Genomic DNA, 26,982 nt, shown 5'->3' on the forward strand with positions numbered 1-26,982 from the left:
TATATCCTGTCGTCCTTTTGCCGCGATCTTTCAGCATATGCGCATAACTTTCCGGAAACAGCTTCTCTGGCTTATCTCTGTCGCAGCCCTGGCGGTTGCGTCGGCCTCCTTTGCTTCCGTTTTCGGACCACAGTCAGAAAAAAAATCCCCTGCTTCGTCCTTCGACGAAACCATGCTCCCCGGCCCCGACATCATCACAGGCGCCTCACTTGTTGCGCTTCCCAATCGTCCGGTTCGCATCGCCCGCATCGTGCTGCCTGAACTACCATCGACACTGCAAGCCACTCAGGTAACTGCCGATCTTTTAAAAAAAGCGTTTTGGCCGCATTCGGTGGAATTTGAAACGCTCACGTCAGGCGCACTCACGGAACGCATCCGCGAGGGGAGCGTCGACGCCTTCGTCGCGAGTTCCGGCTATTACTGGCGAATGACGCAGTACGGTGCCACAGCCGTGGGAACGCTGATTTCCGATCGTCAGCCTGATCCGAACAACGCCACGGCACTCGCATTCCTCGTGCGCGCCAAAGACGAGCGCTTCAACGAACTCTATGACCTGAAGGGATATTCCGTCGGGTCGACCTTCGCAACGGCCTTCATGACCTATCGCATCGGCTTGGCAGAGATCGCCAAGCTCGGAGAAGACCCAGAAAACTTCTTTGCTCAGACAGTTTTTACGCAGCGAACCGACAACAGTGAAGTCGTCTCTCTTCTCGATCGCGGCCTGGTCGACGCCGTCATGGTAAAAGCCTGTTGGCTGGAAGCTCAACCCACGGAAGTTCAGAGCCGTTATCGAGTTCTGGCGCCCCGCTTCGGTGGCATCGGCTGCAAACATTCCACCGACACGTACCCGGGCATCATGATGGCCGTCACACAAGGTGCGCATCCGATCATCGCGCACGTCATCGCCCGTACCATTCTCTCGCATCCCCTGTTGCCCGACGGTCACCGCTGGGCAGTCACCACGGACATGCGAGCCGTCGACAACGTCTATCGACTGCTCAAAATCGAAAACTACGCCTACCTTCGGGAAATGACGCTGCATCGGTGGCTCATCACTCACTGGCAAGTGCCGGCGTTCGTCGCTTTGCTGTTGTTGGGCCTTCTGCTTCACAGCTGGCGTACATCCGTGCTGGTCAGAAAGCGTACTGCTCAATTGTCTTCAGCACTCACCGAACGGGAAAACGCTCAGGCGGAAATTCAGTCGCTTTCCGAACGTATGGAAAGCCTGCACAAGGTCACGGTCGTCGGACAGCTCTCGAGCATGGTCGCGCACGAACTCGCGCAACCGCTTTCCGTCATCCAGTACTACTGCGAAAGCCAGCGGGACATTCTCAAGAACAAACCCATCAACGAGCGGCTGCTTGATATCAGTCGCGTCGGAATCGAAAAAGCGCTTGCCCGAACGCGGAGTATCGTTGACAAGGTGCGCTCCTACAACCGCGGGAACACGTCACGAGACGATTCGGTTGACGTGGAAGCCTCGGTCAAACGCGTCTGTGCCACACTCAATGCCGAACTTCTTCGTAAAACATCCTTCAACGTTCTGTGCAAACCGGCTTTGAGTGTCCGAGCCGACAAACTTGAGCTCGAACTGATTCTTTCCAACCTGCTTAAAAACGCACTGGAAGCAAGCAACGAGGCCTCGCACCCCGTAGTGATCATCGAAACCTTTCCCTGCGCCGATCAAGTGGTCGTACGCGTGGAAAACTCCGGCAAAGTGCTCAGCGAAGAAGACTTCCATCGACTCAAAACACCGCTTCTGTCGAGCAAGGCCACCGGACTCGGTCTGGGCGTCACCATCGCGAGCGCTCTTGCCGAGGCCAACGGCGGCCAAATTCAATTTAAAGCCCGCCCTGAGGGCGGACTCATTGCCGTTGTGACGCTTCTGAGCGCTGCGAGCCTGCCCGAAAACGCTTCCCGCACCCCGACAGACATTTCCCGCAAGGAGTTCTGAGATGGCCAACGCAACAGACATACGCCAAGGCACCATTATCCGCATCGTTGACGACGATGACGACATCCGCGACGCCCTGGGCTTCATGCTCGAATGCAAAGGATGGCAGGTGCGAGCCTATGCCTCGGCTCGGGATTTCCTCACGCAGGATTCGCCGAGCATCCCGGGCTGTCTGCTTTTGGACATCCGAATGCCCGACATGAGCGGCGTGCAGCTGCAGACTCTCATGAAGGAACAACGCATACAGCTGCCCATCATTTTCATCACCGGACACGCCGACGTAGAAACAGCCGTCGCCACGTTAAAAGCGGGAGCCTTGGACTTCCTGCAAAAGCCCGTTAACACGATTGCGCTCATCGAAGCCATTGAGCCGGCTGTGCGCATCAGCTTGGCGCATTCCTGCGGCCAGTTGTCTCCCGAAAAAGTCACCGAAGTACTTCTGGAAATGAGTCCGCGCGAAAAGGAAATCACTCAGTTGCTGCTTCTTGGCGTTTCAAACAAAGAAATCGCTGAACGTCTGTCGCTTTCGCAACGCACCGTGCACGGTCACCGCAACAATGTGTACCGAAAACTGCGTGTGCACAACCTGCATGACTTTCTGCAATGCGTACGCGGTGCCGATCTCTCGATTCTGTCCTGAACTGATTTTTTCGAAAAAAAAACGACTCGATCGCCCACTTTCGTCTCCGTTTGCGCTAGTTTTCCGCTATTGCGAAATGGAATTGCGCATCTCAAAAGGATCGAAAAGTGAACCACCCGATCATTCGCCCGGCCCTTGAGACCGACCTGCCGCGACTGCTTGAGATCTACAACGAGGAAGTCGAGCACGGTACAGCTACGTTTGACACCAAACCGCTCAGTCTCGAAGAGCGCCTCGTTTGGTTCAAAGCTCACAACAAAGACAACCACCCATTGATCGTCTTGGAGCAAGACCACACCGTCTGGGGCTACGCATCGCTTTCGACCTTCAACCCCAAGCCGGCTTACGCTTCAAGTACGGAGCTGTCGGTCTATGTTCACAAAAATGCGCGCGGCTTGGGCTACGGTCAGCTTCTCACGGAGGCTATCCTGCAGATGGCCGTTGCCGACTCCGCCACCCATCGCGTTTACTCGCTTATCACCGCAGAAAATCAGGCCAGCATTGCACTGCACCGCAAACTGGGCTTTCGACTCGTCGGAACCATCACGCAAGCCGGAATCAAATTCGGCCGCTGGCTGGACGTGACCTACTGGGAGAAAGCTGTTTGATCTTGAATAGGATTGCCGCCATGTTTTTTGTCTCAGACGCTCTTTTGGATCAGATTCTTACCGACGACATTCCCTATGGGGATGCCACAACAGCACTATTTGGTATCGAAAAGATTCCCGGCATCGTTCGTTGCCGTCCCAAAGCCGAAACAACGATTGCGGGCGTCGCACTGGCCGAACGGCTCTTTGCCCGTGTGGGATTGCAAACGACACTTTTTCACGAGGAAGGCGATACCGTTGCCGCCGGTACCGTCATTTTGGAAGGTCGCGGACCGGCCGGCGCCATCCACGCCGTCTACAAAACAGCTCAGAACATTTTGGAGTACGCCTCAGGCATAGCCACGCGCACGCATCAAATGGTCGAAGAAGCTCGAGCAGGCAATCCCCTTTGTCGTGTTGCCGTGACACGCAAGCATTTTCCGGGTACCAAGACATTGTCTCTATACGCTGCCATGTCGGGCGGCGCCGTTGTGCACCGCATGGGATTATCCGAATCTGTTCTCGTGTTCGATCAACACCGCGTCTTCATTCCGGACTTTGAAAAGCGGCTTACCGAAGCCAAAAAGGCGGATCCCGAACGCAAAATCGCCGTTGAAACCGCCGATATTCGCGAGGGCCTTGCCTTTGCCGCAGCCGGCGCCGACATCATCCAGTGTGAAAAGTTCTCCGTCGAAGCGTTGTCCGAATTCGTGAGTCAGGCCAAGCGAGAATTTCCGCCACTCATCATCTCGGCCGCCGGCGGCATCAATGCGGCAAACGCTCGCGCCTATGCGCAGACGGGCGTCGACTTCCTTGTGACGACATGGCCTTACTTCGGGAAACCAGCCGACGTCAAGATGCAGATTCTCGCTGAGGATTCTTGAGCGAAACGATACCGCAGGCCGGCGACCGTTCAGAGCAGGCCGGCCTTGCGGCAGGCTTCCTTCACAAAGGGATTTTCGTTTCCCTGAATGCGCTCGATACGCTTGGCTCGCAGGCACTCCCAGGCATCAACGGGGTACATTTTGTCCCATGCCGTCATGAGCTTCATCTGTGCGCTCGAAAGTTTGTACTTAGGATAGGCGTCCTGCATATAGAGCATCGTGCGGGCGATCGCTCCGCGTGTGTACTCGGGCGGTTCCACGGCACGGCCGCTGACCTTCATCGGACAGCTGCCAAAGCTTGAGGCCACATCGGGCAGCACCGTGAATCGGTAATTGGAGCGAACGGCATTCACGGCACCGATGGCCGGATAAAGGTTGTAAAGATCGGCCTGCATGTAGCGGAATTCCTGGTTGACCTTTTCCGCGCAAGCGCGACCTTTGAACGGCTTGCCGTTGCTGCGCACACACGCCTCATCACCGTCTCGCCACTCCGAAAATGCACGCCCGAAGTTTTCCGCCGGCACCACATGTTCCCATTCCACACGATGTGCACGCTTTTCATGCTTTTGTGTTGTAAAGCCTTCGGGTAGCTTCACGTTCTTTTTGCTGTCAAACGTCGCCCGACAATAAAACGTTTCCCGATGATCGAAATAGACCTTTTGTTCCAGCAATTTTTTGGCCTGATTAAACGACTCGATGCGCGTGTTGCCGGCAGCCCAGCCTTGGACGGTGGTGAGTCCGATGGAAGCAACAAGAATGGCGGATAAAAGCTTTTTCACAACGAATCTCCACATTGTCGATGAACAAAACAGCAGTGCCTTTGATTCTATCCAGCTTGCAACCCATATCTGCTTTCAAGAGACAGAACCAAGCGATGAGTTTTGTCATTCGATCATTATTTTCAGGCTACTTGGACCATATTCTTACGACAGGCTTGACCATCATTTTCCGACAGACTTCAGAAGCAAATTGTTCTTTGATTTCATTTGAAAAATACAGCTTCCAACTGACTGCAAGTAATCTTTTCTCAGACAATGATCCATTCCTGACATCTGATAGCGTCAATCCTTTGCATTCGGCAATATTTGCGCAAGGCGCCGCTTTGGAGCAGCGGATTTGCACGCAAACCGCAATATACCCCTCAAGGAGTAAAGGTTAGCCACACCCTTTTTCACGCCGTCGCCTCATTACTCATACTTTCCTTTGATATATGTGGAGAAGCCCTCTTGTCTTTACGCTTTTCCCCTCCCGAAGACGTATCACTCTGGGAGTAGAATTTTTCAGCTAGAAAATGCGCTCCGACTGTATTGATCGTGAGCGCTGGTTGCTTATTGATCCCCAAAAAATCAGGAGAGGAATTCACAAATGGCTCAGAACCCTGAATTCAAGTACGCGCCGATGTTCCAGCTCGGCGAAGACAAGACGGAGTACTACCTGCTCACCAAAGACTATGTGTCCGAAGGTGAATTCGAGGGCCATAAGATCGTCAAGGTGCAGCCTGAAGCACTGACGATGCTTTCCAAGCAGTGCTTCCACGACGCCAACTTCCTGTTGCGTCGCGCACACAACGAACAGGTTGCCAAGATTCTTAAGGATCCGGAAGCCAGCGAAAACGACAAGTATGTCGCTCTGACCTTCCTGCGCAACGCCGAGTCCGCCGCCAAGGGCATCCTGCCGCTGTGCCAGGACACCGGTACGGCCATCATCCACGGCGAAAAGGGTCAGAACGTTTGGACCGGCTTCTGCGATGAAGAAGCTCTTTCCCGCGGCGTTTACGAAACCTACACGGAAGATGCCCTGCGTTATTCCCAGAACGCACCTCTTTCGATGTACGAAGAAAAGAACACCCGTTGCAACCTGCCGGCTCAAATCGACATCGAAGCAACCGAAGGCGGCGAATACAAGTTCCTGTGCGTGGTCAAGGGCGGCGGCTCTGCCAACAAGTCCTACCTCTTCCAGGAAACCAAGGCCATTTTGAATCCGGCCACGCTCGTGCCCTACCTCGTCAACAAGATGAAGACGTTGGGTACGGCTGCCTGCCCGCCCTATCACATCGCTTTTGTGATCGGCGGCACGACGGCCGAGCGCACGATGCTTACCGTCAAGCTCGCTTCCACGCACTACTACGACGAGCTGCCCACCACGGGCGACGAAACCGGCCGCGCCTTCCGCGACCTCGAACTCGAACAGAAGCTCTTTGAAGAAGCCTGCAACATCGGCTTGGGTGCTCAGTTCGGCGGCAAGTATATGGCTCACGACATCCGCGTGATCCGCCTGCCGCGTCACGGTGCCAGCTGCCCGGTCGGCATGGGCGTAAGCTGCTCGGCTGACCGCAACATCAAGGCCAAGATCAACAAGGACGGCGTCTGGATTGAAAAACTCGACACCAACCCGGGAGAGTTGATCCCCGAAGAACTTCGCCGTCCGGGCGAAGGCGGCCAGATCAACATTGATCTGAACCGTCCGATGGCCGAAGTGTGCAAGGAACTCTCGAAGTACCCGGTTTCCACCCGCGTGAACCTCTCCGGCACGATCATCGTCGCCCGCGACATCGCTCACGCCCGCATGAAGGAACTCATCGAAGCCGGTAAGGGTCTGCCGCAGTACGTCAAGGATCACCCGATCCTCTACGCAGGTCCCGCCAAGACGCCGGAAGGCTACGCTTGCGGCTCCATGGGCCCGACCACGGCTCAGCGCATGGACCCCTACGTTGACCTCTTCCAGGAAAACGGCGGCTCGCTGGTGATGATTGCTAAGGGCAACCGCACCCAGGCCGTAACGGACGCCTGCAAGAAGCACGGCGGCTTCTACCTGGGCACGATCGGCGGCGTGGCTGCTGTTCTGTCGGCAAGCTCGATCAAGAGCATCGAATGTGTCGAATGGCCCGAACTCGGCATGGAAGCCGTCTATAAGATCGAAGTGGTCGACTTCCCGGCCTTCATCCTCGTTGACGACAAGGGCAACGACTTCTTCAAGCAGTTGAAGCCGCGCAACGAAATCAAGTGCGAATGCTGCAAGAAGTAATTCGCTGACTGTGCGGCACCGGTAAAAAACGGCGCCGCACGTACAAGCAGGTCACGGCCCAAGAGCCGTGCTTCAAGCCCCGCCGGATGGTCCCTTTCGTCCGCGCGGGGATTTTTTCGTGTGCAGGCTACAATGCATTGTTAACCGTAAACAAACGCTTGCCATGACCTACGAAAACATTTCTCCGTCCGAAGCCAAGTCCCGCATGGATGCCGACCCTGAAGCCGTCATCGTTGACGTTCGTCGCCCCGACGAGTTTGTCACGGGACATATCCCGGGCGCCCTCAACGTGCCGCTTGCCGACATTCAGGACGGCAACATTCCACCTTGCTTGGCCGACAAAAACGCCGTCTACCTCATCTATTGCCGCAGCGGAGTGCGCAGCGTGACGGCTGCCGTTGCTCTCGAGAAAATGGGCTACACACATCTGGCCAACTTCGGAGGTATCCTCGATTGGCCGTACGAAATCGAGCACTAAGAAGGCGTTTGCGAACTACTTCCTAAGGAGTAATCCTTATTCTCCGTTTCACCTTGCAGAAAAGGCACCGGTTGTTACATTTCCGGTGTCTTTTTTGCCTCTGTCAGCCACCGACAGTTACAAATTCAGAGTCACTGTCGGATTCTCGTAAACCCGCAATCTTTCAGGGTTTTTCACGATTTTTTAACGTCGTGGAGTACAAAATTCTTCAAACTTTTCTTAACAATTAGACAAAGATCAAATGTTGTTCAACATTTACACCTTAGTTGTACCTCCAAAGAGGATAATTCCACCGTCCCAAAATATCTAGGAGACAAACAATGATTGGATTTGACTTCTGGGTGCAGCTGTTTGTGCTGCTCGCCTGCTTGTTCTACGCTGCACCTCGCGGCGGTATGACCCTCGGTTTGATGGGCGGTATCGGCCTCATCATCTTCATCTTCGGCTTCGGCCTCAAGCCCGGTAAGCCTCCGGTTGACGTTATTCTGACCATTATGGCTGTGGTCTGCGCGGGCGCTACCCTTCAGGCTGCCGGCGGTCTTGACTGCCTGCTGTCGATCGCTGAAAAGATTCTTCGTAATCATCCGCGCTTCGTTTGCTACCTCGCTCCGTATCTTTGCTGGTTCCTGACGGTTCTCTGCGGTACGGGTCACGTTGTTTACACGATGCTGCCCATTATTTATGACGTGGCCATCAAGAACAACATCCGTCCGGAACGCCCGATGGCTGCTTCCACGATCGCCGCTCAAATGGGCGTGATCTGCTCGCCGGCTGCTGTGGCTGCTGTGTCGATAGTGGCTTTGCTTGACGGCCAGTTGGTCGGCGGCCAGCCCTTCAGCTTCCCGCAGTTGTTCGCCATCGTGATCCCGGCCGCTATCGTCGGTCTGTTCATGGTTGGCACCTTCTCCGTGTTCCGCGGCAAGGACCTCGACAAGGACGAAAAGTTCCAGGCCTTGATTGCTGATCCGGAACAGCGCAAGTATGTCTATGGTGAAACCACCACTCTGATCGGTGTTAAGTTCACCAAGCAGCAGTGGGCTAGCCTCTGGATCTTCCTCTGCACCGTGGCTGTCGTGGCCGTTCTCGGCTCCGTTCCCGAACTCCGCCCGATGGTTGGCAAGAAGCGCCTGTCGATGACCCTCGTCATCCAGATGTTCATGTTGCTGGCCGGTATCCTGATGGTCATGTTCTGCGGCGCTAAGCAGATCAACAAGACCAACGTGTTCAACGCCGGTATGGTTGCTATCGTTTCCGTGTACGGCGTTGCCTGGATGTCCGACACGATGTTCTCGAACCACCTGCCCGACCTGAAGGCTGCTCTGACCGGCTGGATGCAGTCCGCTCCCTGGACCTTCGGTATCGTGCTGCTGTTGGTTTCCAAGCTCGTGAACTCTCAGGCTGCCGCTGTGGCCATCGTGGTTCCGGTTGCTATCGGTATTGGTACGCCTCCCGGTGTGATCGTTGCCATGGCCTCCGCCGCCTACGGTTACTACATCCTGCCGACCTACCCGTCTGACCTTGCTGCTCTGACGTTCGACCGCTCCGGTACGACCCACATCGGCAAGTTCGTGATCAACCACTCCTTCATCCTTCCGGGTCTGATTGGTGTGATCACCGCCGTGATCGTTGGCTGGTGCCTCGGCTTGGCATACGGCTACATCTAAAAAAACAACAACATCTACCTGTAGAGTTTTGGGACAGGGGATGAGCAGGTTCGGGGTCTTCCCGAACCTGCCAAAACAAAAAAACGGAGTCTTCGGACTCCGTTTTTTTGTATCTATTGATCCGTACAGCGTTATTCCTTTTGAGGAACAAATGGCCTGCTGACAGACCAGGCCAATTTACGCGCACAGGCTTGATTTGACTCAAAATTTCTTTACTTATTGAACTTCTCCGATCTTCAAAAATCAGTAAATTAGCAGTTACTGTGCGTAGAACAAAACACAACGTCGCAGCAAGGAGAGACCCCCCGATGTTTTATTCCGGTCTGGTGGTGACCTGCAAGCCCGGTCAGTTCGAATCTGTCGGCGAAGCGCTCAAATCGCTTCCCGTCGAAGTTCATCAATCCGATGCGGCTTCCGGCCGCTATGTCGTCGTTCTTGAAGAACCCTCGGTCGAAGCTGAAACCGAACGGTTCCGCGCCATTCAAATGTTGCCGTTCGTTGCTGATGTCAGTCTCATCGTTCACCGCAACGAACCGGACGATGACACAAACTGATTTCTTTCTTCAATTTTTTCAACCGGCGCCGAGTTCAACAACCACAATAAAACTTCGGTGCTCCTCAAAAAAAGCTGTTCTTCATAAGTCACCGATCGGTCTTCGGATCGAAATCTGAGATTGCTTCGGTGCATCTGCCCAGGAGAGAAAATATGGCTCAAAAGAAAGTCATTCCCATCTCAAGACGAGAACTCTTAAAAACGGGGGTTGCTGCCACCGCCGCCATGTCGGTGGGCTTGCCCGTGACGCAGGCGTGCGCGCAGGCCGCTCAGGCCGCTGATGCCGGGATTGAATGGCACAAGGGCGTCTGCCGCTTCTGCGGTACCGGCTGCGGTCTGCAAGTCGGCACGATGAACGGCCGCATCGTCGCCACGAAAGGCGACCCGGATGCTCCCGTCAATCGCGGCCTGAACTGCATCAAGGGCTACTTCAACGCCAAGATCCTCTACGGTCAGGATCGTCTGACGCGCCCGCTCATGCGCATGAAGGACGGCAAGTTCGACAAGAACGGTCAGTTCGTGGCCGTGAGCTGGGAACAGGCCTTCGACGAAATGGAACGCCAGTTCCGCCGTATCTACCAAACCAAGGGACCGGAAGGCGTAGCCATCATCGGTTCGGGGCAGTACACGATTCCCGAAGCCTACACGGCTTCCAAGCTCCTGAAGGCCGGCTTCCGCTCCAACAACATCGACCCCAACGCTCGTCTTTGCATGGCTTCCGCCGTGGTGGGCTTCTACCAGACCTTCGGCGTGGACGAACCGATGAACGTCTACGATGACATCGAAAAATGCAACGCGATGGTTCTCTGGGGCAACAACATGGCCGAAGCGCACCCGGTTCTCTGGAGCCGCGTGACCGACCGCAAGCTCACGCATAAAGACACCCGTATCGTCAACGTGACGACGCACTCGAACCTGTCCTCGGGCATGGCCGATATCGAAATCATCTTCAAGCCCAATACGGACCTCGCGATCCTCAACTACCTGGCTCGCGAAATCGTCCGCCGCAAGGCTTATAACGAAAAGTTCGTGAAAGACCACTGCGTCTTTGCCACCGGTACGGTCGACATCGGTTACGGCATGCGTCCGACCGACAAGTTCGCCTTTGAAGCCGAAAAGGACATTCAGGCCAAGCAAAAGAAGATCATTCTGACCGAAGCCGAAGCGATCGGCCAGCGCCGCAAGGCCGGTATTGAAGTCGAACAAAAGCAAGTTGCTGCCGCCGGCGGCCACTGGCACATCTCATTTGAAGAATTCAAGCGCGGACTTGAACCCTATACGCTTGACTTCGTTGCCAAGCTCGCCAAAGGTGATCCGGACGAATCCCTCGAAAGTTTCAAGAAGAAGCTCGTTGCTCTGGCAGACATCTATTGCGACGCCAAGCGCGACATCCTCTCCTTCTGGTGCATGGGTGTCAACCAGCACGTGCGCGGCGTGTGGGTGAACGAACAGATCTACGCTCTGCATCTGCTCACCGCCAAGCAGGGCCGTCCCGGCAATGGCGCCTTCTCGCTCACCGGCCAACCCTCGGCCTGTGGTTCAGCCCGTGAAGTCGGCGCTTTCTCGCACCGTCTGCCCTCCGACATGCTCGTGGGCAATCCCGCTCATCACAAGAAGACCGAAAAACTCTGGCGTGTTCCCGAGGGCACGCTCAACCCCGTGCTCGGCAAGCCCATTATGGGGCTGTTGCGCGGTCTTGAAGACGGTTCGGTCAACTTCCTGTGGACGCAAGTGGTCAATGTCTTTCAGTCGGCACCGAACTCCAACCATTGGCTCAAGGCCGCCCGCAAGCCCGAGAATTTCGTCGTTGTCTCCGACGTCTATCCGACCCTTTCGGCCAAGGTTGCTGACCTGATTCTTCCCACCGCCATGATCTTCGAAAAGTGGGGGCTGTACGGCAACGCCGAACGCCGCACGCAGGGTTGGGCTCAGATGGTCGAACCTGTGGGCGAAGCCATGAGCGACGTGGCCACCATGCTCGAATTCTCCAAACGCTTCAAGATCTCCGAGTGTTGGGGCGAAAAGCAGGTCGCCGGCGGCAAGAAGACACTGCCTGACGTGCTCGGCAAAGCCAAGGAAATGGGCATCAATCCGGATGCTTCCCTCTTTGACGTGCTCTTTGCCGGCATGCCCGAAACCAAGCAGTGCCCGTGGCCCGATCCGAAGTATCCGGGCAAACAATGCTGCACGGCAAAGGCTCTGGGTCTCGATTGGTTCCCGGAAAAGGCTCTCTTTACCGAATACCGTCAGTTCACGCTCGGCGACGGTCACGATCTGGCCGACTTCGACACGTATCTCGATCCGAAGATCCGCGGTCTCACCTGGCCGGTTGTCAACGGCAAGCCCACGACGTACCGCTTCAACGCCGAATACGATCCGTATGTGAAAAACGGCGACTTCGAGTTCTACGGCAAGCTCATGAAGGCCATTCCTCAAGGCAACTTGGACGGCATCACCGACAAGACGCCCAAGCCCTTGCCCGGCCGCGCGAAGATCTTCTTCCGTCCGTTTGCCGAACCGGTTGAAAAGCCTGATTCCAACTACGACCTGATGCTTTGCACGGGACGTATCCTGGAACACTGGCACACTGGCTCGATGACCCGTCGCGTGCCCGAACTGCACCGCGCTGCTCCGTCGGCCGTGCTCTATATGCACCCGACCGACGCTCAGAAGCGGGGGCTCAAGCGCAACGACGTTGCACAGATCACCAGCCGCCGCGGCAGCATCAAGGCTCTTGTTGAAACACAAGGCCGCATGAAGATGCCGCGCGGCACGGTCTGGATGGCCTTCTTCGACGAATCGGTTCAAGTCAACAAGCTTTGCATTGACGCAACCGACCCGATTTCGGCCGAACCCGACTTCAAGAAGTCCGCGGTTCGAGTCACGAAGGCCTAATCGGGCAACTTCGACACACGCGCTTATCTCTCTGAAGCCGTCTTGCTCACGGCAGGACGGCTTCGGGAGAAAACTTCGGACAACAAGGCTTTTACGAAAACCCTCACTGACACGATGACGATCAAAGCGACAAGACGTCAGGCTCTCGGCCTTCTTTTGGAAGGCGCAGGCGTAGCGGCTGCCGCAGGCGCCGGTCTTACGGCGTTCGTGGGAACCGCTAAGTCCAAGGGCTTTGAACCTCTGCCACCGGGCGCCGACGATGCCTTCTATGACAAATGCATCCGCTGCGGCCTGTGCGTCAAGGCCTGCCCCTACGACACGCTCAAGCTTGCCAAGCTCGCAGCCAAGGTTCCCTACGGAACCCCCTACTTCGAGCCTCGGAAGATTCCCTGCTACATGTGCGAGGACATCCCTTGCGTCAAGGTGTGCCCGTCGGGAGCGCTCGACCGAAAGCTCGGTTCGATCCGCAAGGCCCGCATGGGCATTGCCGCAATCGACCCCAACTCGTGCTTGAGCTGGCAAGGTCTGCGCTGCGAAGTCTGCTACCGCGACTGTCCGCTTCGAAACGAGGCGCTGCTCTTAAAGCCCCATCCGCGCGAATTGAGCAAACATGCCGTGTTCGTGCCCGTGATCGATCCCGATCACTGCACCGGTTGCGGCTTGTGCGTCTACGGGTGTCCGACTCAGGTTCCGGCCATCAACATCATCGATCCAAAGACGTTCCTGGGCCGCATCGGCGAGCACTACCGTCTGGGTTGGCGTGAGGATCAGCCGCACCATCCGGGCAATCCGGCCGACAAACCCGAACTCAAGAAGCCGACTGCGCCGGCTGAGCCCGGCGGGCTTGATTTTCTCAACAACATGGACGATCCGCTGCTATGAGTCAAAAGACCTCTTTACCTGCGGTTTCGCCGCAGAAAATCAAGTCGCGCATGTTGGCGCTCAGTATGGCTCGCCGCTTCGTGCAGCTAGCCGTGCTCGCGCTTTTCATCGGTACTGTTCGGCTGGGCTGGACGCTACTGGGCGAACCGCTTTTAAACGGTACGCTCACAAGTTCGCTCATTGCCGGCTCCGTTCCCATGTCAGACCCGTTTGCGCTCCTGCAAAAGCTTTTTGCCGGGCACAAACCGGAACTCACCATGGTGACGGGCGCACTCATCGTGCTGGCGATCTACGTGATTGCCGGCGGTCGCGCGTTTTGCGCCTGGGTCTGCCCGATGAACATCGTCACCGACGCCGCCTACAGTGCGCGCAAGTCGCTCAACGTCCCGGCCTCGAGCCTGCGTCTGTCTCGCCACGCACGCTACGCGCTTGCCGCGGCAGCGCTGCTTGCTTCGGCCGTCTCCGGCACTGCTGCCTTTGAATGGGTAAGTCCTCAAGCCTTCCTGTGGCGCGAACTTATCTGGGGCGTCGGAGCGGGACTTATCGCGGCCGTCACGGGCGTCTTTGCGCTGGATCTTCTGCTTCTTGAACGCGGCTGGTGCGGTCATCTGTGTCCGCTCGGCGCCTTCTGGTCCGTCGTCGGCAAGGTTGGCGTCGTAAAGCCGATCTTTGACAACGACCGCTGCACCAAATGCGGCGATTGTCTGCGCGTGTGTCCCGAAGCCCACGTACTCAATTTCAAGCTCGCGGCTCAACGAGGCTTCATCGCCTCGGGCGAGTGCACCAACTGCGGTCGGTGCGCTGCCGTGTGCCCCGAAAACGCCATTCGATTCGCCACGCGTTTTCAAGCCAAGCCGCAAGCAACAGAACCGAACAACGAGTAAAGAATTTTTGGAGTGAGCCATGAAAAAATTGATTTTGACAGCCGTCCTTTCCGTCGCCGCAGGCGTTGCCATCACGGCCTGCGCCGTGCAGCAGCCCGTCGACATCAACAAGATGAGTCTGGAAAAGACGAGCCCCTTTGAAACGCCGACGCCGAAAGCCTACGGCGAAAACGCGGGGCTTTACCGTGAAACTCAGATGGGCATGCCGGCGATGATTCCGCACGCAATCAACAACTTCAAGATCACGCGCGAAAACAACCCCTGCATCATGTGCCACGGCAATCAGGCAAAGATCGGCGCGGCTAAGGTAAAGGGCGAAGCCACCGCCATGCCTGCCACCCACTGGACGAAGGTCGACGGCAAACTCGTCGTGTCTGCCTCGCGCCACGAATGCCTGCTGTGCCACGCTACGCAGGCCGATGTGCAGCCGCTCGTGGGTACTGTCCACTAAAATTCGATCTCAGATGATCTGACGGTGCCGCAAGATTGCGGCACCCGTTTGCACATCGCGGCATCAAACCCGCCGTTAACGGCTTTTCTCAAGGTCGGCGGAGGGTTTGGGGCCGCGAGTTTCATTTTGTCTTCCCTTTTTTCAAGGATTTTTGCGATGGCAGTCAAAGTGGTACTGGGCATGAGCGGCGGCGTTGACAGCGCCGTGAGCGCCTGGCTTCTCAAGGAACAGGGATACGACGTCACCGGCGTATTCATGAAAAACTGGGAAGACGACGATGACAGCGAATATTGCTCGAGTCGACAGGACTTTCTCGATGCGGCCAGTGCGGCTGAAAAGATCGGCATTGATCTGGAGGCTGTGAACTTCGCCAAAGAATACAAAGAACGCGTATTTTCCGAATTCCTGCGCGAGTACCAAGCCGGCCGCACTCCCAACCCGGACGTACTGTGCAATTCGGAAATCAAGTTCAACGCTTTTTTGGACTATGCGATGGAATTGGGCGCCGAGAAGATTGCCACCGGCCACTATGCGCGCGTGCGTCAGACCGACAACGGCGTGGAGCTTCTGCGCGGTCTCGACGGCAGCAAGGATCAAAGCTACTTCCTGCATCGTCTCAATCAAAAGCAGTTGGAAAAGGCCATTTTCCCCGTGGGAGAACTGCCGAAAACCAAGGTGCGTGAAATCGCACGCATGCTCGATTTGTCGGTTGCAGGCAAAAAGGATTCCACCGGCATTTGCTTTATCGGCGAGCGGCCTTTCCGCGAATTTCTCTCACGTTACCTTCCAACGCATCCCGGTCCGATTCGAACCGATACAGGCAAGATCGTGGGTGAACACGTGGGCTTGAGTTTTTATACGCTCGGCCAGCGCAAGGGAATCGGCGTGGGCGGCAGCCGCGAGGGCACGGGAGAGCCCTGGTTCGTGGCCCGCAAGGATCTTGCCACCAATACGCTTTGGATCGTGCAGGGGCATGAACACCCGTGGCTCAACACGCATACGCTCAAAGCGGTGCGCACAAGTTGGGTATCGGGACACGCTCCCGAACCCGGCACCCCCGTGACGGTCAAAACCCGCTATCGTGCGCCCGACGGCGCATGCGAGGTCGCATCGGTTGATTCCGAAAGTATCGACCTTTCGTTCCCCGTCCCGCAGTGGGCCGCCACCCCGGGACAGTCTGCTGTGCTGTATCAAGGCGAAGTTTGCCTGGGCGGCGGCTTCATCGACACGATTGACAACGCCGACATCCCGAAACTCAAAAAGGCTTAACGGTTTTCTCAGTTTTGTTTTCTAACATCTCTTTGTCTTTCTTTTTGGTGTGACCCATGTCGCTTTTTGACTCCGCACGTTTTCTGACTTCGGCCGCCGCCGTGAGCCAACTGCCCGGCGCGGGCCTACCTGAAATCGCCTTTGCCGGCCGCTCCAACGCCGGCAAAAGCACGACCATCAACGTGCTCACCCGTCAAGGGCGCCTCGCTTTTGCGTCCAAGACACCGGGCCGCACGCAACTCATCAACTTCTTTACGCTTTCTCGCAAAATTCCCGACAGCAAGGAGCGCGAGCAGATTGCACATCTGGTGGATCTGCCGGGCTACGGCTACGCCAAGGCCGCTCCGGAAATCCGCGAAACCTGGAGCCGACTGATCGGCGGTTACCTTTCCGATCGTCCGTCGCTGACCGGCATCGTGATCGTCATGGACGCTCGTCGTCCCTTTATGCCGGCCGACGAGTGGCTCATTGACTTTTTCTCGTCACGCAGTCACGTGCGCCAGCTCTGGCTCATCAATAAGTGCGACCAGATCAAGCGCGCCGAACGCAATACGGTGCTTGCCAAAGCCCGCGCCCGCGCTCAGCAGCTCGGCGATCATGTGGAAGTGCAGCTTTTCTCAGGACTGAAAAAAGAAGGCGTCGAAGAACTTCAGCAACGACTTCTAACCTGGATTGATCCGGAAGGGCGCCTGTCGGCAGACACGCAGTCGGCGTAACCTTTCAGCATTCTTTATTTTCACGGGGACTTTTGAAAAATGCAGACCCTTGGACAGTATCCTTTCGTGCGTATGCGCCGCATGCGCCATGACGATTTTTCTCGTCGACTGATGCGTGAAACCGTTCTCACGCCCAATGACCTCATCCTGCCGGTGTTCGTGCAGGAAGGCGAACACAAGGTCACGCCCGTTCCCACCATGCCCGGCGTCAACCGTTTGTCGATCGACGAACTCCTGAAGCTTTGCGGCGAAATGGTTGAACTCGGCATCCCGATGGTGGCTCTTTTCCCGCACATCGACGATGAACTGAAGACTCCCGACGGCGTTGAAGCCGCCAATCCCGACGGTCTGATTCCGCGTGCCGTGAAGGCCATCAAGGCTGCCTACCCGCAGTTGGGCGTCATGTGCGATGTGGCGCTTGACCCCTACACCACACACGGTCAGGACGGCCTCATCGACGAAACGGGCTACATCCTCAACGACGAAACCATTGAAATGCTCGTGCGTCAGGTTCGCGCCCAGGCTCAGGCCGGCGCTGACGTTGTGGCTCCCTCCGACATGATGGACGGCCGCATCGGCGTCATCCGCAAGATGTTGGAAGAAGAAGGCTTTATCCACACGCGCATCATGGCTTATTCGGCCAAGTACGCCAGTGCCTTCTATGGTCCCTTCCGCGATGCAGTCGGCTCTTCGGGCAACCTCGGCAAATCCACCAAGGCCGTTTATCAGCAGGATCCCGCCAACAGCGACGAAGCGCTCTGGGAAGTGGGTCTCGATCTGGCCGAAGGCGCCGATATGGTCATGGTCAAGCCCGGTATGCCGTATCTCGATGTGGTTCGCCGCGTCAAGGACGAATTCAAGGCACCGACCTTTGTGTATCACGTCTCCGGCGAATACGCGATGATCAAGTGCGCTGCCGCTGCCGGTTGCATTGACGAAAAGAAGATCACGATGGAATCGATGATCTGCTGCAAGCGTGCCGGCGCCGACGGCATCCTCACCTACTGCGCGCTTGACGTCGCCCGCTGGCTCAAGGAAGGCTACAACTACTGATCCAAGCCACGACGGCTAATCTCATAGCCCCAAGCCCGGTGCCTTCGGCGCCGGGCTTTTTGACCTTGATCCGTTTGGCGCTACAGGCAAAACGAGCGTAGGTACTCAAATACCCGCTTTTTGCCCAATCCGTGCAAATTCCGTTTGCGGGCTGCTTTCGAGCTTCTCGACAAGGTAAAGTACGACAAGCAGATTTTGTTGGTTGTGATCCCAAAAACATGCAACGCCGTACCATTTTGACTTCCGCCGCTTTTCTGGCCGCTGCCGCCGCAGGCCCCTTGCGTGCCGCCGTTCAGGAAAGTTCGCGGGCATTTTCCGCGCTGGGAGCCAAGCCGAGCGGAGCTCGCTTGGAGCGTATGCAGGCTTCGCCGCATTTCAGCAACGGCACGTTTCACAACCTCACGCCGGTCATCGATCCGATCGATCGGGAACGCTCTTCAGGGATGCTACGGTTTCTCACCGAAGACAAGACAGGGCGTCGTCCGCTTGAGCGCATTCCTTCGATCAAAACCGATCTCTCTACGCTAGCAGACGGCCAAATGGTTTGGTTCGGACACTCAGGCTTTTACCTGAAACTTGCCGGTCTCTCGATTGCCGTCGACCCCGCTCTGCACGCCTGTTTCCCATTGGGCGGCTTTTTCAAGCCTTTCGCAGGAGCCGACCTCTATCAGCCCCGCGACATTCCGGCGCTCGATCTGCTCATTCTCACGCACGACCATTACGACCATCTGGACATGCTCACGATGCGTGACCTGAAGAATCGCACGGCGCATGTCGTCTGCCCACTCGGCGTGGGAGCCCATCTCGAATACTGGGGATGGGAAGCCGAGCGCATCACGGAAATGGACTGGGGCGAAAAAATCGCTCTGCCGCACAAGGGAACTCTCACCTGCGTGCCGAGCCAACATTTCTCGGGTCGAACGCTCGAGCGCAATACGACGCTGTGGGCGGGCTTTGTGATGGATCTCGACGGAGTAACGTTGTACCTCTCGGGCGACGGTGGCTACGGACGCCATTTCCGCCAAATCGCCACGGATTTTCGACGCATTGACTTTGCCATCGTCGAGGACGGCCAATACAACACCGACTGGGCCGGCATTCATCTGATGCCGCCTGCGTGGAAAGCGGCCGTTGCCGAACTGCATCCCCGCTTTGTCATGCCGTGCCACAACGCCAAGTTCGATCTGAGCCGCCACACTTGGAAGGCGCCGTTGGAAGCGGCACTTGCCAATGCAAAAGCTCTTGGCGTTGCGCTTTCCACGCCACTGATCGGGCAAGTCGTTGCGATTGACAACCCGGCTCGCGACACCGGCCCGTGGTGGCAGAATCTGCGTTAAAAAAGTCGCGAGTCTGGCATCAGACGGCTATAGTGCGCTATTGCCATTGTTCGACCGGCTTGTGACTTTCATGCGTTTTCTTCACACTTCCGATTTGCATCTCGGCCGCAGTCTCTACGGCGTCAACCGAGACGCAACCTTCGAGAAATTTCTCACCTGGCTCACCGAAACGATCCGCACCGAGGCAATTGACTGCCTGATCATCGCAGGCGACGTTTTCGACAACGCAACCCCCTCGCACCGCATGCAGCGGGCTTACTACCGGTTTCTGGCGTCTGTGGCAACGTCCACTGACTGTCGTCACGTCATCGTCACCGGAGGCAATCACGACTCGCCTTCACTTTTGAACGCCCCCGACACTCTTCTCGAAGCGCTCAACATCATCGTCGTCGGGCAAGCGACGGCCGATCCGGCCGACGAAGTCGTGCTGCTGCGCGATGCGGCCGGAACACCTCTGGCAGTCGTTGCGGCCGTGCCCTATCTACGCGAACGTGATCTGCGCACAAGCACCGAAAACGAAACACAGCAGGACAAAGAAGAAAAGATTCGCTCGGCAACAGCAGAGCACTATCGCCATGTGACGCAAACCGCGCTCGAGCTGCGAGGCGAAAACGACATTCCCTATATCGCCACCGGCCATCTTTTTGCCGCCGACTGCGATCCGTCCGACGAAGAACGCAATCTTTACATCGGTTCGCTCGGCCTCATTCCCGCCTCGGCCTTTCCGACGGAGATCGACTATCTGGCGCTTGGGCACCTACACAAGGCGCAACGCCTGGCCGGAGACGACACGCGTCGCTATAGCGGCAGTCCCGTGGCACTGGACTTTTCCGAGCGCAGAGCCGACAAAAGCGTCTGCATCGTGGAAACGCAGGGCAAAGCCTGTACGGTTCGTACGGTCCCTATTCCCGCTTTCGACACCTTGGTGCAGATCACGGGAGACGCCGCATCCGTCCTCGAAGAACTCGGCAAACTGGTTGCGGCTCAAGAGCCGGTTCTCTGTGAAGTGCTGCACACCGAGGGTATCTTTGCTCCGGATCTCGCTGCCAAATGTCGCGACGCCGTGCAAGAGAGCGTCGTCACGCTGGTGCGTGTTGTAAGCCGCACGGTTGCCGAAGCGCAATTGTCCGTCGACGACGTCGTGAGCGACGTCGAAGCAATCTCGCCCGAAAAAATGTTTGAGCTGTGTCTGCAAAAGCAGGAAGCCTGCGGCACGACATTTACTGCCGAACAGAAAAAAGCACTCATTGAGGCCTACGACGAGATTCTCGCAGTCGTGCGCAACGAAGGAGTCGCAGCATGAGAATCCTCAAGGTACGAGTCCAAAACATCAACTCCCTCAAGGGAAACTGGTCAATCAATTTCGAAGATCCAGCGTATGCCGCAGGCGGCCTATTTGCGATCTGCGGCCCTACGGGCGCGGGCAAATCGTCACTGCTTGACGCCATCTGCATTGCGCTTTACGGCAGTACGCCACGCCTGGGTTACCTGACGGGCAGCACCAACGAAGCCATGACGCGCGGCACGGGGATCATGGAAAGCGAAGTCACCTTCCTTGCCAAAGGCGTGCGCTACCGCGCTCTTTATTCGCAACGGCGAGCCCGCAATCAGGCCGATGGTCGCCTGCAGAGCGCCAACATTGAACTGAGCCGCTGGAACGATGAGATCAACAACTGGGAAATTCTGGAAGGCAAATACAAGCAGCGCTTCAGCGAGCGAATTGAAGAAATCACGGGACTCACGTTCAGTCAATTCACGCGCTCGGCGCTGTTGGCTCAAGGCAACTTCTCGGTTTTTCTGAAAGCCAAGGAAGACGAGCGTTCCAACGCACTGGAAGCCATCACCGGCACCGAAATCTATTCGCAAATTTCGCAGGCCGTCTATGAACGCTACCGCACCGAAAGCACTGCTCTTGCCGATCTGCAATCCGAAGCGCGCGGTGTGGGCGTGATGGCCGACGAAGAACGGCAGCAAACCCTTTCAGAGCTAACTTCCGTCAAAACTCGAATCGAAGAAGTCGAACAATCCCTCAAAACCAAGGAGGGCATGCGCGACCTCGTGCGCGAGCGTGACACGACGGCTGAAACGCTAGCCGCCACGCAAAAGGAACTGGTTTCTGTCAAAGAAACGATCAATGCGTTGCAAGACGAGCGACGTGCTACGGAAGTGGCCCGCAGAGCGCTCAAAATCAAGCCCTCCTACGCGACACTGCAAAATGCTCAAGCGCGCGTACAAAGCAGCAGGCAACAGCGAGAAACTCTATCGAACTCTTTAGTGACCGTTGACAAAAACGCTACCGAGGCCCAGCGACTTTTACAGGAAGCGCAGGCCGCTGCCGAACAGCTCAACAAAGATTACGAGGCACTTTTGCCCGTCACGCAAGTCGTACGTACGATTGACGCGACCCTCTCCGAACTGGCCAAGCGAATCAACGAGAAAACCGACGAAAGGACACGCGAAGCGACGCGTCTGGATAAGAGCCGTGCCGCAACACAGGCGGCCCTCTCGGAAATTCAAAAGCTAGCCGAAGAAGCCGCCAAGCTGGAAGCCGAAACAGCTCCCGACTCCCGACCTGCTCGCCTATTCGCCAAACAAGCCGAAATTTCAATGGCTCTGGCGCAATTTGCCGATGCCGACGCAAACCGCGAAAAACGCGAACAAGCCCTGCAAAAAGCAAATTTCGACCTTGTAGCTGCTGCGCAAGCAACCGATACCGCGTTACAAGCTCTGGCACCCACACAAGCGCATATCCAGTCGTTGCAGGAAAAGCTTTCGAGTGTTGAGACCGCTCGCAACGAAAGCGCCGCCGGCAAAACCCTGCAGGAATGGACACAGCTCAAAGCTCAAGTCGATGCTCTGAGGACGGCTTTAGAGAAAATTTTGCAGCATTTAGCAGCAAAAGAAGAAAAATCTCGTCAAATCGACACTAAAAAGAAGCATTTGCTCGAACTGGAAGCCGACCTTGCCGCCCACAGCCAGCGCTACGAGACGCAGCTCAAGCTGACGGAATCGCTCACTGTTGCTTTGGAAGCGATGGAGCAAGCCTCCGCCATGCGTTCTCTGGTGGAACGTCTCAGCGACGAGCGCGCCAAGCTTGTCGACGGTTCGCCCTGCCCGCTGTGCGGCGCCGTGCATCACCCTTATGCCGAAACGCAGCCCGCGATTCTTTCGGACGACTCGCACAAACTCGAGCGTACCCGAAAGGACTTGAAGGCCGCTCAAACAACCGTTGCCTCGCTTGCCCGGGAAGTTGCCAAACTCGACGGTACGATCAAGGCTGAACGCGGGACACTCAATGAGTTGCAAACGCTTTTCCTGCTAGAAACCCAGACCATCCGCGAACTGACGACCGAATGGTCAATCGAAGAGGGTCCTGTTTCGGACATTCGCGCCACACAGCTGGAGGCTCTTGAAAAAGCCGCTGTACTCACCGATCGGATCAAGCAAATCGTGACGCTCGACGACGAGCGCAACAAACTTTTGAAGGCACTTGAAAGGGCTAAAGCGCAACTCGAAGCACAGTCGCAGACCGCCAAGACGTGCGAAGCCAAGCGCACCCAAGCGCAAGCGGCTTTGCTGAGCGCCGTAACCGAAAGCCGGGACGCCGCCCAACGTCTGACCTCGGCTCAGATACAACTTACCGCAGTTTGTACGGGGCTACTGAAAATTCCGACCACGGCCGTGCAAGCCAAAACGTGGACGATGCGCCTGCAATCGGAAGTAGAGACGTATCAAGCCAAACGTACGCGGCTGTCGGCAATCGAACAGCAAACGGCCGTTTTGAAAACAACCGAGAAAGAGCAACGCCTGCAACAGGAAGCCTTTGAAGTCAAATGCGAGGAGTTGGCAAAGTCCATTGCCGCATTGCAAGAAGAGCGCTCACATAAACACGCCGAGCGCTTCCGGCTGTTCGGCAACAAGTCGCCCGAAGCCGAAGAAGCCGCACTCAAAAAACGCCGCGATACGGCGCTTGCTCTTGCCGAAATACGAACGGCAGAAGCACTGCGCCTCAAAGAGCTCGTCAATGTCACGAAAGGGCAGCTTGAGGCTGCCGACAAACAGATCGCGATTGATGCCAACGCCCTGCTAGCGGCCCAATCGGCATGGGCTCGAGAACGTGGGGCCGCCGGCTTTGCCGACGATACCCTGTGGCTTGCGGCGCTTCTCACGGACGAAGAAATCAACAGTCGCCATCAAAAGTACGCTCGTCTGGACGCCCGTGCAGAGGAACTTGCCAAGAGTGCCGCACTGGCTCAGGAAAAAATCGCACTGCTGACAGCCAAAATCGATCCGGCGCTTGAATTAACGACTCTGCTCGGCGAGATTGCCGCGTTGCGCGAAACAATGAACAATCTTTCCGCCGCCAAAGGGCGCCTGCAGGGGCTCATCGAGACCGACGACGCACAGAAAAAACGCCTTGCCGACAAACTTGAAGCCATCCGATCGCAGGGAAAGAAGCTCTGCGTGTGGACACAGCTCAACGCATTGATCGGATCGGCCGATGGCAAGCGCTACCGCACGTTTGTGCAATCAATGACGTTTGAGACGTTACTTCATCACGCCAACCGAGCTTTGGCCAAAATTTCGCAACGCTACATTCTCAAGAAAGACGCGACAGAGCCTTTGAAGCTTAACGTGATCGACACCTTCCAGGGCGGCGTCGAGCGCAGCGCGGACAATCTTTCAGGCGGCGAATCCTTCCTGGTGAGTCTGTCACTCGCTCTAGGCCTCTCCGAGATGGCAAGCCGCAACGTGCGCGTCGAATCGCTCTTTTTGGACGAAGGTTTCGGCTCGCTTGACCCCGATACGCTCGAAGACGCCATGAATGCGCTTGCGGCGCTTCAAAGCGAAGGCAAGATGATCGGCATCATTTCTCACGTGGGCGAAGTGCGCGAACGCATTGCCACCTTGATCGACGTGACGCCGGTCTCGGGAGGCAGAAGCGAACTGTCGGGGCCGGGCGTCGAACGACTCGAAGAAAAGAAAAAATAGGAGAGCCCAAAATGGCTTTGGAAATCGAACGCAAATTTTTAGTGATCTCGGACAACTGGCAGCGGCTCGGTACCCCTGAAGTCGTCCGTCAAGGTTATCTGTCGCGCGACATCGAGCGCACGGTTCGCGTGCGCATCAAGGGCGATAAAGCATTCCTCACCATCAAGGGACGCAATGAGGGGGCTGTACGCACCGAGTTCGAGTACGCCATCCCGACCGATGAAGGGGCCGTTCTGCTCGACACTCTGGCGCTCAAGCCGCTCATTGAAAAGACCCGAACCAAGGTTGCGTATGCGGGCAAGATCTGGGAAATCGATCGTTTCTTCGGCGAAAACGAAGGTCTGGTTCTCGCTGAAGTGGAACTCGCCTCGGAAAACGAGACCGTGCAACTGCCGCCCTGGATCGGACAAGAAGTCACACATCTGACGCGCTACTACAACTCGGCCTTATCTGAGAGACCCTATTGCGAATGGACGGAGGAAGAAAAAGCCGGCCTCTGATCGCAACGTCCGATTACTTATCGCGTCCCTGATAACGGCCCTGCGAGTCGTAGTAACGGCCGTTGGCATCGCGCCGCCCTTGGTAGCGTCCCTGCGAATCGTAGTAGCGCCCCCTAACGTCCTGTTTGCCTTGGTAGCGGCCTTGCGAGTCATAGTAGCGGCCGTTGCCGTCTTGCCTGCCTTGGTAGCGTCCCCGGGAGTCGTAATAACGTCCGTTGGCGTCCACCTTTCCTTGATACCGACCTTGAGAGTCGTAGTATCGACCGCTTGCATCCTGTCGGCCCTGATAACGCCCCTGCGAATCGTAAAAACGCTTGTCAGCCGCGAATGCGTTGGCTGCGGCCATCAATCCGAGAAACGCCGAAAGCACGGCGACAATCAGAGAACGCAAACGCATGTGTCAACTCCTTGAGTGCTAAAAACACAAACGGCGCAACACCTTTGGTTCAGGCGAGCGCCGCTTGACTTTTTCCAACAAGAACCGCTATTAGAGTTCGAAAATCTTGGCCAGTTCGTCCGTGGTCAGGTTTTCATCGAACGGCACGTATTCGCCCTTGGAATTGAGGTACACGCCGTAGGGAACGGCACGGCAGCCGCTGCGGCGGTGCAGCTTGGTGTTGATCCACACCTTGTTGCGCAGTTCGTACGGCAGATCAGCACCCTCATAGCGAAGGCCGCGGAAATCCTTGTCACGGAAATGTTCGTGATGCTTGATAAGCATCGCGTACGGATCCTTGGAGCCGAGAATCAACGCACCCTGCGGTTCGCAATGCGGGTTGAGCAACGCGATCGGGTAGTAGACCACGGCGATGCGATCCTGCAACGGCATGATGCGATCCATCAGACGGATGCAGTCCGGGCACTGCGTGTCAAAAAAGACATGCGCCGTCTTCTTGACGCTTGCCGGCGTCGGCGAGCGGAAACCCACACCGTCCTTGGTCATCGTTTCATACATCTTCTTGCCGTCCCAGCCTTCGGGAACTTTGGCGGGCTTTGCCTGAGCCGCCGTGGTGCTCAACGCCAATGCGGCTGCAGCCAGGCCGAGAGCGCTGCGACGAGTGAGTTTGGTCATGGGTAGAACTCCTTTCAGTCCACTGGGTCACTGCATCTTTGCCGATTGCAAAGACTTGCGTTGATTATGGCGCATCTAACCATTCGCACACCTTAAGAACGCGCACGCAATTGTGAAGAGTTTTTATGTTCGCGAACCTGGCCAGCCAAAAAGACCGCGATGCCAAGCCAAATAAAGGAAAGCGGAAGTATCTCCCTGGCTCCGAACGGCTCGCCGAAGACGAAAACGCCGAGCGCCACGATAAGAATCGGCGCCAGATACTGGATAAAACCCAAAACGCTCAACGACAAACGCATGGCACCGATCGTAAAAGCCACCAGAGGAACAGCCGCCATCACGCCGGTTGCAACAAAGGCCGCGGCAAGCCCGGGATCGGCCGTCGGCGAAAAATGTGAGGCTCCCATTGCCGTCAAATAAGCGACATAGCCGACAGCCAGCGGCATCATCAGGAATGTTTCAACGGCAAGCGACAAAACGGCGTCAACCATCAAGGCTTTTTTCAGCGCTCCGTATGCCGCCCACGTTGACGAAACCATCAACGCATAGAAAGGAAAGTGGCCGAACTGAACAATCATGACCGCTACACCGGCCAACGCTGCTGCAATGGCAATCCACGTGAGCAAAGGCGGCCGTTCACGGAAAAAAACAATTCCCAAAGCAATGGTCAGAAGCGGCGTCAGAAACGTACCGATGCCAAGCTCCACCACGTGTCCGGCAATGACACCTGCCACATTGACCCAGAAATTCAATGCTGAAACGACGGCCGCGCACAAAAGCAAAACGGTTTGTCGATGTGATTGCCGGATTGTTCTGACGAAATCATCGAAACGTGCCCATCCGACCGCAATGGCAATCCAAACCGTCAACAGCAGGCCCGTCCAGAATATGCGGTGCGCAATAACCTCCCAGCCGTTACCGACCGGATCAAAGATCGCCCAAAACAAAGGTAGGAACCCCCACCACACATAGGCGGCAGTCGCATAAAGCACCCCCTGCGCCGAGTCTGAGAGCTTCACCATCGCCTCCTTCCGATGCTCGTCGATTCTAACGCCGCAAAACGCTGTCGAAATCAGAGTTACACCAACAGTGAAACGCCTTCCATCTTTTCCTAAAACGAATTGCCCCTCAGTTAAGGGCTTGTCTTTCC

The 26,982-nt window shown here is 56.5% G+C and carries 24 protein-coding genes; 20 read left to right on the forward strand and 4 right to left on the reverse strand.

Annotated features, from left to right (window positions below):
* Window positions 1-172: 172 nt before the first annotated feature.
* The 4 genes from DW133_RS02185 to modD all read left to right on the forward strand — a co-directional run bounded on the left by DW133_RS02185 (window position 173) and on the right by modD (window position 4,065).
* Window positions 173-1,954 carry an ATP-binding protein gene (locus DW133_RS02185; protein WP_158571093.1) on the forward strand — a complete coding sequence of 594 codons (1,782 nt, stop codon included), beginning with the start codon at window positions 173-175 and terminating at the stop codon, window positions 1,952-1,954.
* 1 nt (window position 1,955) lies between these two features.
* The gene (locus DW133_RS02190; RefSeq protein WP_118274816.1) at window positions 1,956-2,594 is read left to right on the forward strand and encodes a response regulator transcription factor; all 639 of its coding nucleotides are present in this window, start codon (window positions 1,956-1,958) and stop codon (window positions 2,592-2,594) included.
* A 107-nt stretch (window positions 2,595-2,701) separates the two neighbouring features.
* Window positions 2,702-3,202 (forward strand): GNAT family N-acetyltransferase, encoded by a 501-nt coding sequence (locus DW133_RS02195; protein WP_118274818.1) that lies wholly within the window; start codon window positions 2,702-2,704, stop codon window positions 3,200-3,202.
* Window positions 3,203-3,222: 20 nt separating this feature from the next.
* Window positions 3,223-4,065, forward strand: a complete 843-nt coding sequence (gene modD / locus DW133_RS02200) for a ModD protein (RefSeq protein WP_118274820.1) — start codon at window positions 3,223-3,225, stop codon at window positions 4,063-4,065.
* Window positions 4,066-4,094: 29 nt separating this feature from the next.
* On the opposite strand, the gene DW133_RS02205 is transcribed toward modD, so the two are convergent.
* Entirely contained in the window at window positions 4,095-4,844 is a 750-nt protein-coding gene (locus DW133_RS02205) for an endonuclease (RefSeq protein WP_233542082.1), read from the reverse strand.
* A 20-nt stretch (window positions 4,845-4,864) separates the two neighbouring features.
* Here DW133_RS02205 and DW133_RS10085 point away from each other — a divergent pair, with 20 nt between their 5' ends.
* The 16 genes from DW133_RS10085 to DW133_RS02280 all read left to right on the forward strand — a co-directional run bounded on the left by DW133_RS10085 (window position 4,865) and on the right by DW133_RS02280 (window position 24,763).
* Complete coding sequence (locus DW133_RS10085; protein WP_199588778.1) at window positions 4,865-5,224, forward strand: hypothetical protein; 360 nt, start codon at window positions 4,865-4,867, stop codon at window positions 5,222-5,224.
* A 206-nt stretch (window positions 5,225-5,430) separates the two neighbouring features.
* A complete protein-coding gene (locus DW133_RS02210) occupies window positions 5,431-7,089 on the forward strand; it encodes a fumarate hydratase (RefSeq protein WP_118274824.1) in 1,659 nt (552 codons plus the stop codon).
* Between the two features lie 163 nt (window positions 7,090-7,252).
* A complete protein-coding gene (locus DW133_RS02215) occupies window positions 7,253-7,567 on the forward strand; it encodes a rhodanese-like domain-containing protein (protein WP_118274826.1) in 315 nt (104 codons plus the stop codon).
* Between the two features lie 320 nt (window positions 7,568-7,887).
* The gene (locus DW133_RS02220) at window positions 7,888-9,231 is read left to right on the forward strand and encodes an anaerobic C4-dicarboxylate transporter (RefSeq protein ID WP_118274828.1); all 1,344 of its coding nucleotides are present in this window, start codon (window positions 7,888-7,890) and stop codon (window positions 9,229-9,231) included.
* A gap of 308 nt (window positions 9,232-9,539) precedes the next feature.
* A complete protein-coding gene (locus DW133_RS02225) occupies window positions 9,540-9,785 on the forward strand; it encodes a chaperone NapD (RefSeq protein WP_118274830.1) in 246 nt (81 codons plus the stop codon).
* A 152-nt stretch (window positions 9,786-9,937) separates the two neighbouring features.
* On the forward strand, window positions 9,938-12,679 hold the full coding sequence (napA, locus tag DW133_RS02230; protein ID WP_118274832.1) for a nitrate reductase catalytic subunit NapA: 2,742 nt from the start codon (window positions 9,938-9,940) through the stop codon (window positions 12,677-12,679).
* A 114-nt stretch (window positions 12,680-12,793) separates the two neighbouring features.
* Window positions 12,794-13,561 (forward strand): ferredoxin-type protein NapG, encoded by a 768-nt coding sequence (gene napG, locus DW133_RS02235; protein WP_118274834.1) that lies wholly within the window; start codon window positions 12,794-12,796, stop codon window positions 13,559-13,561.
* Window positions 13,558-14,445 carry a quinol dehydrogenase ferredoxin subunit NapH gene (gene napH, locus DW133_RS02240; protein ID WP_233542083.1) on the forward strand — a complete coding sequence of 296 codons (888 nt, stop codon included), beginning with the start codon at window positions 13,558-13,560 and terminating at the stop codon, window positions 14,443-14,445. The genes napG and napH overlap by 4 nt, the downstream gene beginning before the upstream one ends.
* Before the next feature lie 19 nt (window positions 14,446-14,464).
* Window positions 14,465-14,896 (forward strand): nitrate reductase cytochrome c-type subunit, encoded by a 432-nt coding sequence (locus DW133_RS02245; protein ID WP_118274836.1) that lies wholly within the window; start codon window positions 14,465-14,467, stop codon window positions 14,894-14,896.
* A 156-nt stretch (window positions 14,897-15,052) separates the two neighbouring features.
* Complete coding sequence (gene mnmA / locus DW133_RS02250; RefSeq protein ID WP_118274838.1) at window positions 15,053-16,165, forward strand: tRNA 2-thiouridine(34) synthase MnmA; 1,113 nt, start codon at window positions 15,053-15,055, stop codon at window positions 16,163-16,165.
* A 56-nt stretch (window positions 16,166-16,221) separates the two neighbouring features.
* A complete protein-coding gene (gene yihA / locus DW133_RS02255; protein ID WP_118274840.1) occupies window positions 16,222-16,881 on the forward strand; it encodes a ribosome biogenesis GTP-binding protein YihA/YsxC in 660 nt (219 codons plus the stop codon).
* 39 nt (window positions 16,882-16,920) lie between these two features.
* Window positions 16,921-17,934, forward strand: a complete 1,014-nt coding sequence (gene hemB, locus DW133_RS02260; protein ID WP_118274842.1) for a porphobilinogen synthase — start codon at window positions 16,921-16,923, stop codon at window positions 17,932-17,934.
* A 218-nt stretch (window positions 17,935-18,152) separates the two neighbouring features.
* Window positions 18,153-19,271: an MBL fold metallo-hydrolase gene (locus DW133_RS02265; protein ID WP_118274844.1), complete on the forward strand. Its 1,119-nt coding sequence runs from the start codon at window positions 18,153-18,155 to the stop codon at window positions 19,269-19,271.
* A gap of 70 nt (window positions 19,272-19,341) precedes the next feature.
* A complete protein-coding gene (gene sbcD / locus DW133_RS02270) occupies window positions 19,342-20,574 on the forward strand; it encodes an exonuclease subunit SbcD (RefSeq protein WP_118274846.1) in 1,233 nt (410 codons plus the stop codon).
* A complete protein-coding gene (locus DW133_RS02275) occupies window positions 20,571-24,263 on the forward strand; it encodes an AAA family ATPase (RefSeq protein ID WP_118274848.1) in 3,693 nt (1,230 codons plus the stop codon). Before sbcD ends, DW133_RS02275 begins: the two co-directional genes overlap by 4 nt.
* 11 nt (window positions 24,264-24,274) lie before the next feature.
* Complete coding sequence (locus DW133_RS02280; RefSeq protein ID WP_118274850.1) at window positions 24,275-24,763, forward strand: CYTH domain-containing protein; 489 nt, start codon at window positions 24,275-24,277, stop codon at window positions 24,761-24,763.
* 13 nt (window positions 24,764-24,776) lie between these two features.
* Here DW133_RS02280 and DW133_RS02285 read toward each other — a convergent pair whose 3' ends face one another.
* The 3 genes from DW133_RS02285 to rarD all read right to left on the reverse strand — a co-directional run bounded on the left by DW133_RS02285 (window position 24,777) and on the right by rarD (window position 26,854).
* The gene (locus DW133_RS02285) at window positions 24,777-25,160 is read right to left on the reverse strand and encodes a hypothetical protein (RefSeq protein ID WP_118274852.1); all 384 of its coding nucleotides are present in this window, start codon (window positions 25,158-25,160) and stop codon (window positions 24,777-24,779) included.
* A gap of 90 nt (window positions 25,161-25,250) precedes the next feature.
* Entirely contained in the window at window positions 25,251-25,835 is a 585-nt protein-coding gene (locus tag DW133_RS02290; RefSeq protein WP_118274854.1) for a thioredoxin fold domain-containing protein, read from the reverse strand.
* Between the two features lie 92 nt (window positions 25,836-25,927).
* Window positions 25,928-26,854 (reverse strand): EamA family transporter RarD, encoded by a 927-nt coding sequence (gene rarD, locus DW133_RS02295; RefSeq protein WP_118274856.1) that lies wholly within the window; start codon window positions 26,852-26,854, stop codon window positions 25,928-25,930.
* Window positions 26,855-26,982 lie beyond the last annotated feature (128 nt).

It is taken from the genome of Sutterella sp. AM11-39, assembly GCF_003472385.1.
Lineage (GTDB): Bacteria > Pseudomonadota > Gammaproteobacteria > Burkholderiales > Burkholderiaceae_F > Duodenibacillus > Duodenibacillus intestinigallinarum.

Bases quoted from the DNA above. Each gene is read 5' to 3' on its own strand.
- DW133_RS02185 (WP_158571093.1), top strand. From the start codon at position 173: ATGCTCCCCGGCCCCGACATCATCACAGGCGCCTCACTTGTTGCGCTT.
- DW133_RS02190 (WP_118274816.1), top strand. From the start codon at position 1,956: ATGGCCAACGCAACAGACATACGCCAAGGCACCATTATCCGCATCGTT.
- modD (WP_118274820.1), top strand. From the start codon at position 3,223: ATGTTTTTTGTCTCAGACGCTCTTTTGGATCAGATTCTTACCGACGAC.
- DW133_RS10085 (WP_199588778.1), top strand. From the start codon at position 4,865: ATGAACAAAACAGCAGTGCCTTTGATTCTATCCAGCTTGCAACCCATA.
- DW133_RS02210 (WP_118274824.1), top strand. From the start codon at position 5,431: ATGGCTCAGAACCCTGAATTCAAGTACGCGCCGATGTTCCAGCTCGGC.
- DW133_RS02215 (WP_118274826.1), top strand. From the start codon at position 7,253: ATGACCTACGAAAACATTTCTCCGTCCGAAGCCAAGTCCCGCATGGAT.
- DW133_RS02220 (WP_118274828.1), top strand. From the start codon at position 7,888: ATGATTGGATTTGACTTCTGGGTGCAGCTGTTTGTGCTGCTCGCCTGC.
- DW133_RS02225 (WP_118274830.1), top strand. From the start codon at position 9,540: ATGTTTTATTCCGGTCTGGTGGTGACCTGCAAGCCCGGTCAGTTCGAA.
- napA (WP_118274832.1), top strand. From the start codon at position 9,938: ATGGCTCAAAAGAAAGTCATTCCCATCTCAAGACGAGAACTCTTAAAA.
- napG (WP_118274834.1), top strand. From the start codon at position 12,794: ATGACGATCAAAGCGACAAGACGTCAGGCTCTCGGCCTTCTTTTGGAA.
- napH (WP_233542083.1), top strand. From the start codon at position 13,558: ATGAGTCAAAAGACCTCTTTACCTGCGGTTTCGCCGCAGAAAATCAAG.
- DW133_RS02245 (WP_118274836.1), top strand. From the start codon at position 14,465: ATGAAAAAATTGATTTTGACAGCCGTCCTTTCCGTCGCCGCAGGCGTT.
- mnmA (WP_118274838.1), top strand. From the start codon at position 15,053: ATGGCAGTCAAAGTGGTACTGGGCATGAGCGGCGGCGTTGACAGCGCC.
- yihA (WP_118274840.1), top strand. From the start codon at position 16,222: ATGTCGCTTTTTGACTCCGCACGTTTTCTGACTTCGGCCGCCGCCGTG.
- hemB (WP_118274842.1), top strand. From the start codon at position 16,921: ATGCAGACCCTTGGACAGTATCCTTTCGTGCGTATGCGCCGCATGCGC.
- DW133_RS02265 (WP_118274844.1), top strand. From the start codon at position 18,153: ATGCAACGCCGTACCATTTTGACTTCCGCCGCTTTTCTGGCCGCTGCC.
- sbcD (WP_118274846.1), top strand. From the start codon at position 19,342: ATGCGTTTTCTTCACACTTCCGATTTGCATCTCGGCCGCAGTCTCTAC.
- DW133_RS02275 (WP_118274848.1), top strand. From the start codon at position 20,571: ATGAGAATCCTCAAGGTACGAGTCCAAAACATCAACTCCCTCAAGGGA.
- DW133_RS02280 (WP_118274850.1), top strand. From the start codon at position 24,275: ATGGCTTTGGAAATCGAACGCAAATTTTTAGTGATCTCGGACAACTGG.
- DW133_RS02285 (WP_118274852.1), bottom strand. From the start codon at position 25,160: ATGCGTTTGCGTTCTCTGATTGTCGCCGTGCTTTCGGCGTTTCTCGGA.
- DW133_RS02290 (WP_118274854.1), bottom strand. From the start codon at position 25,835: ATGACCAAACTCACTCGTCGCAGCGCTCTCGGCCTGGCTGCAGCCGCA.
- rarD (WP_118274856.1), bottom strand. From the start codon at position 26,854: ATGGTGAAGCTCTCAGACTCGGCGCAGGGGGTGCTTTATGCGACTGCC.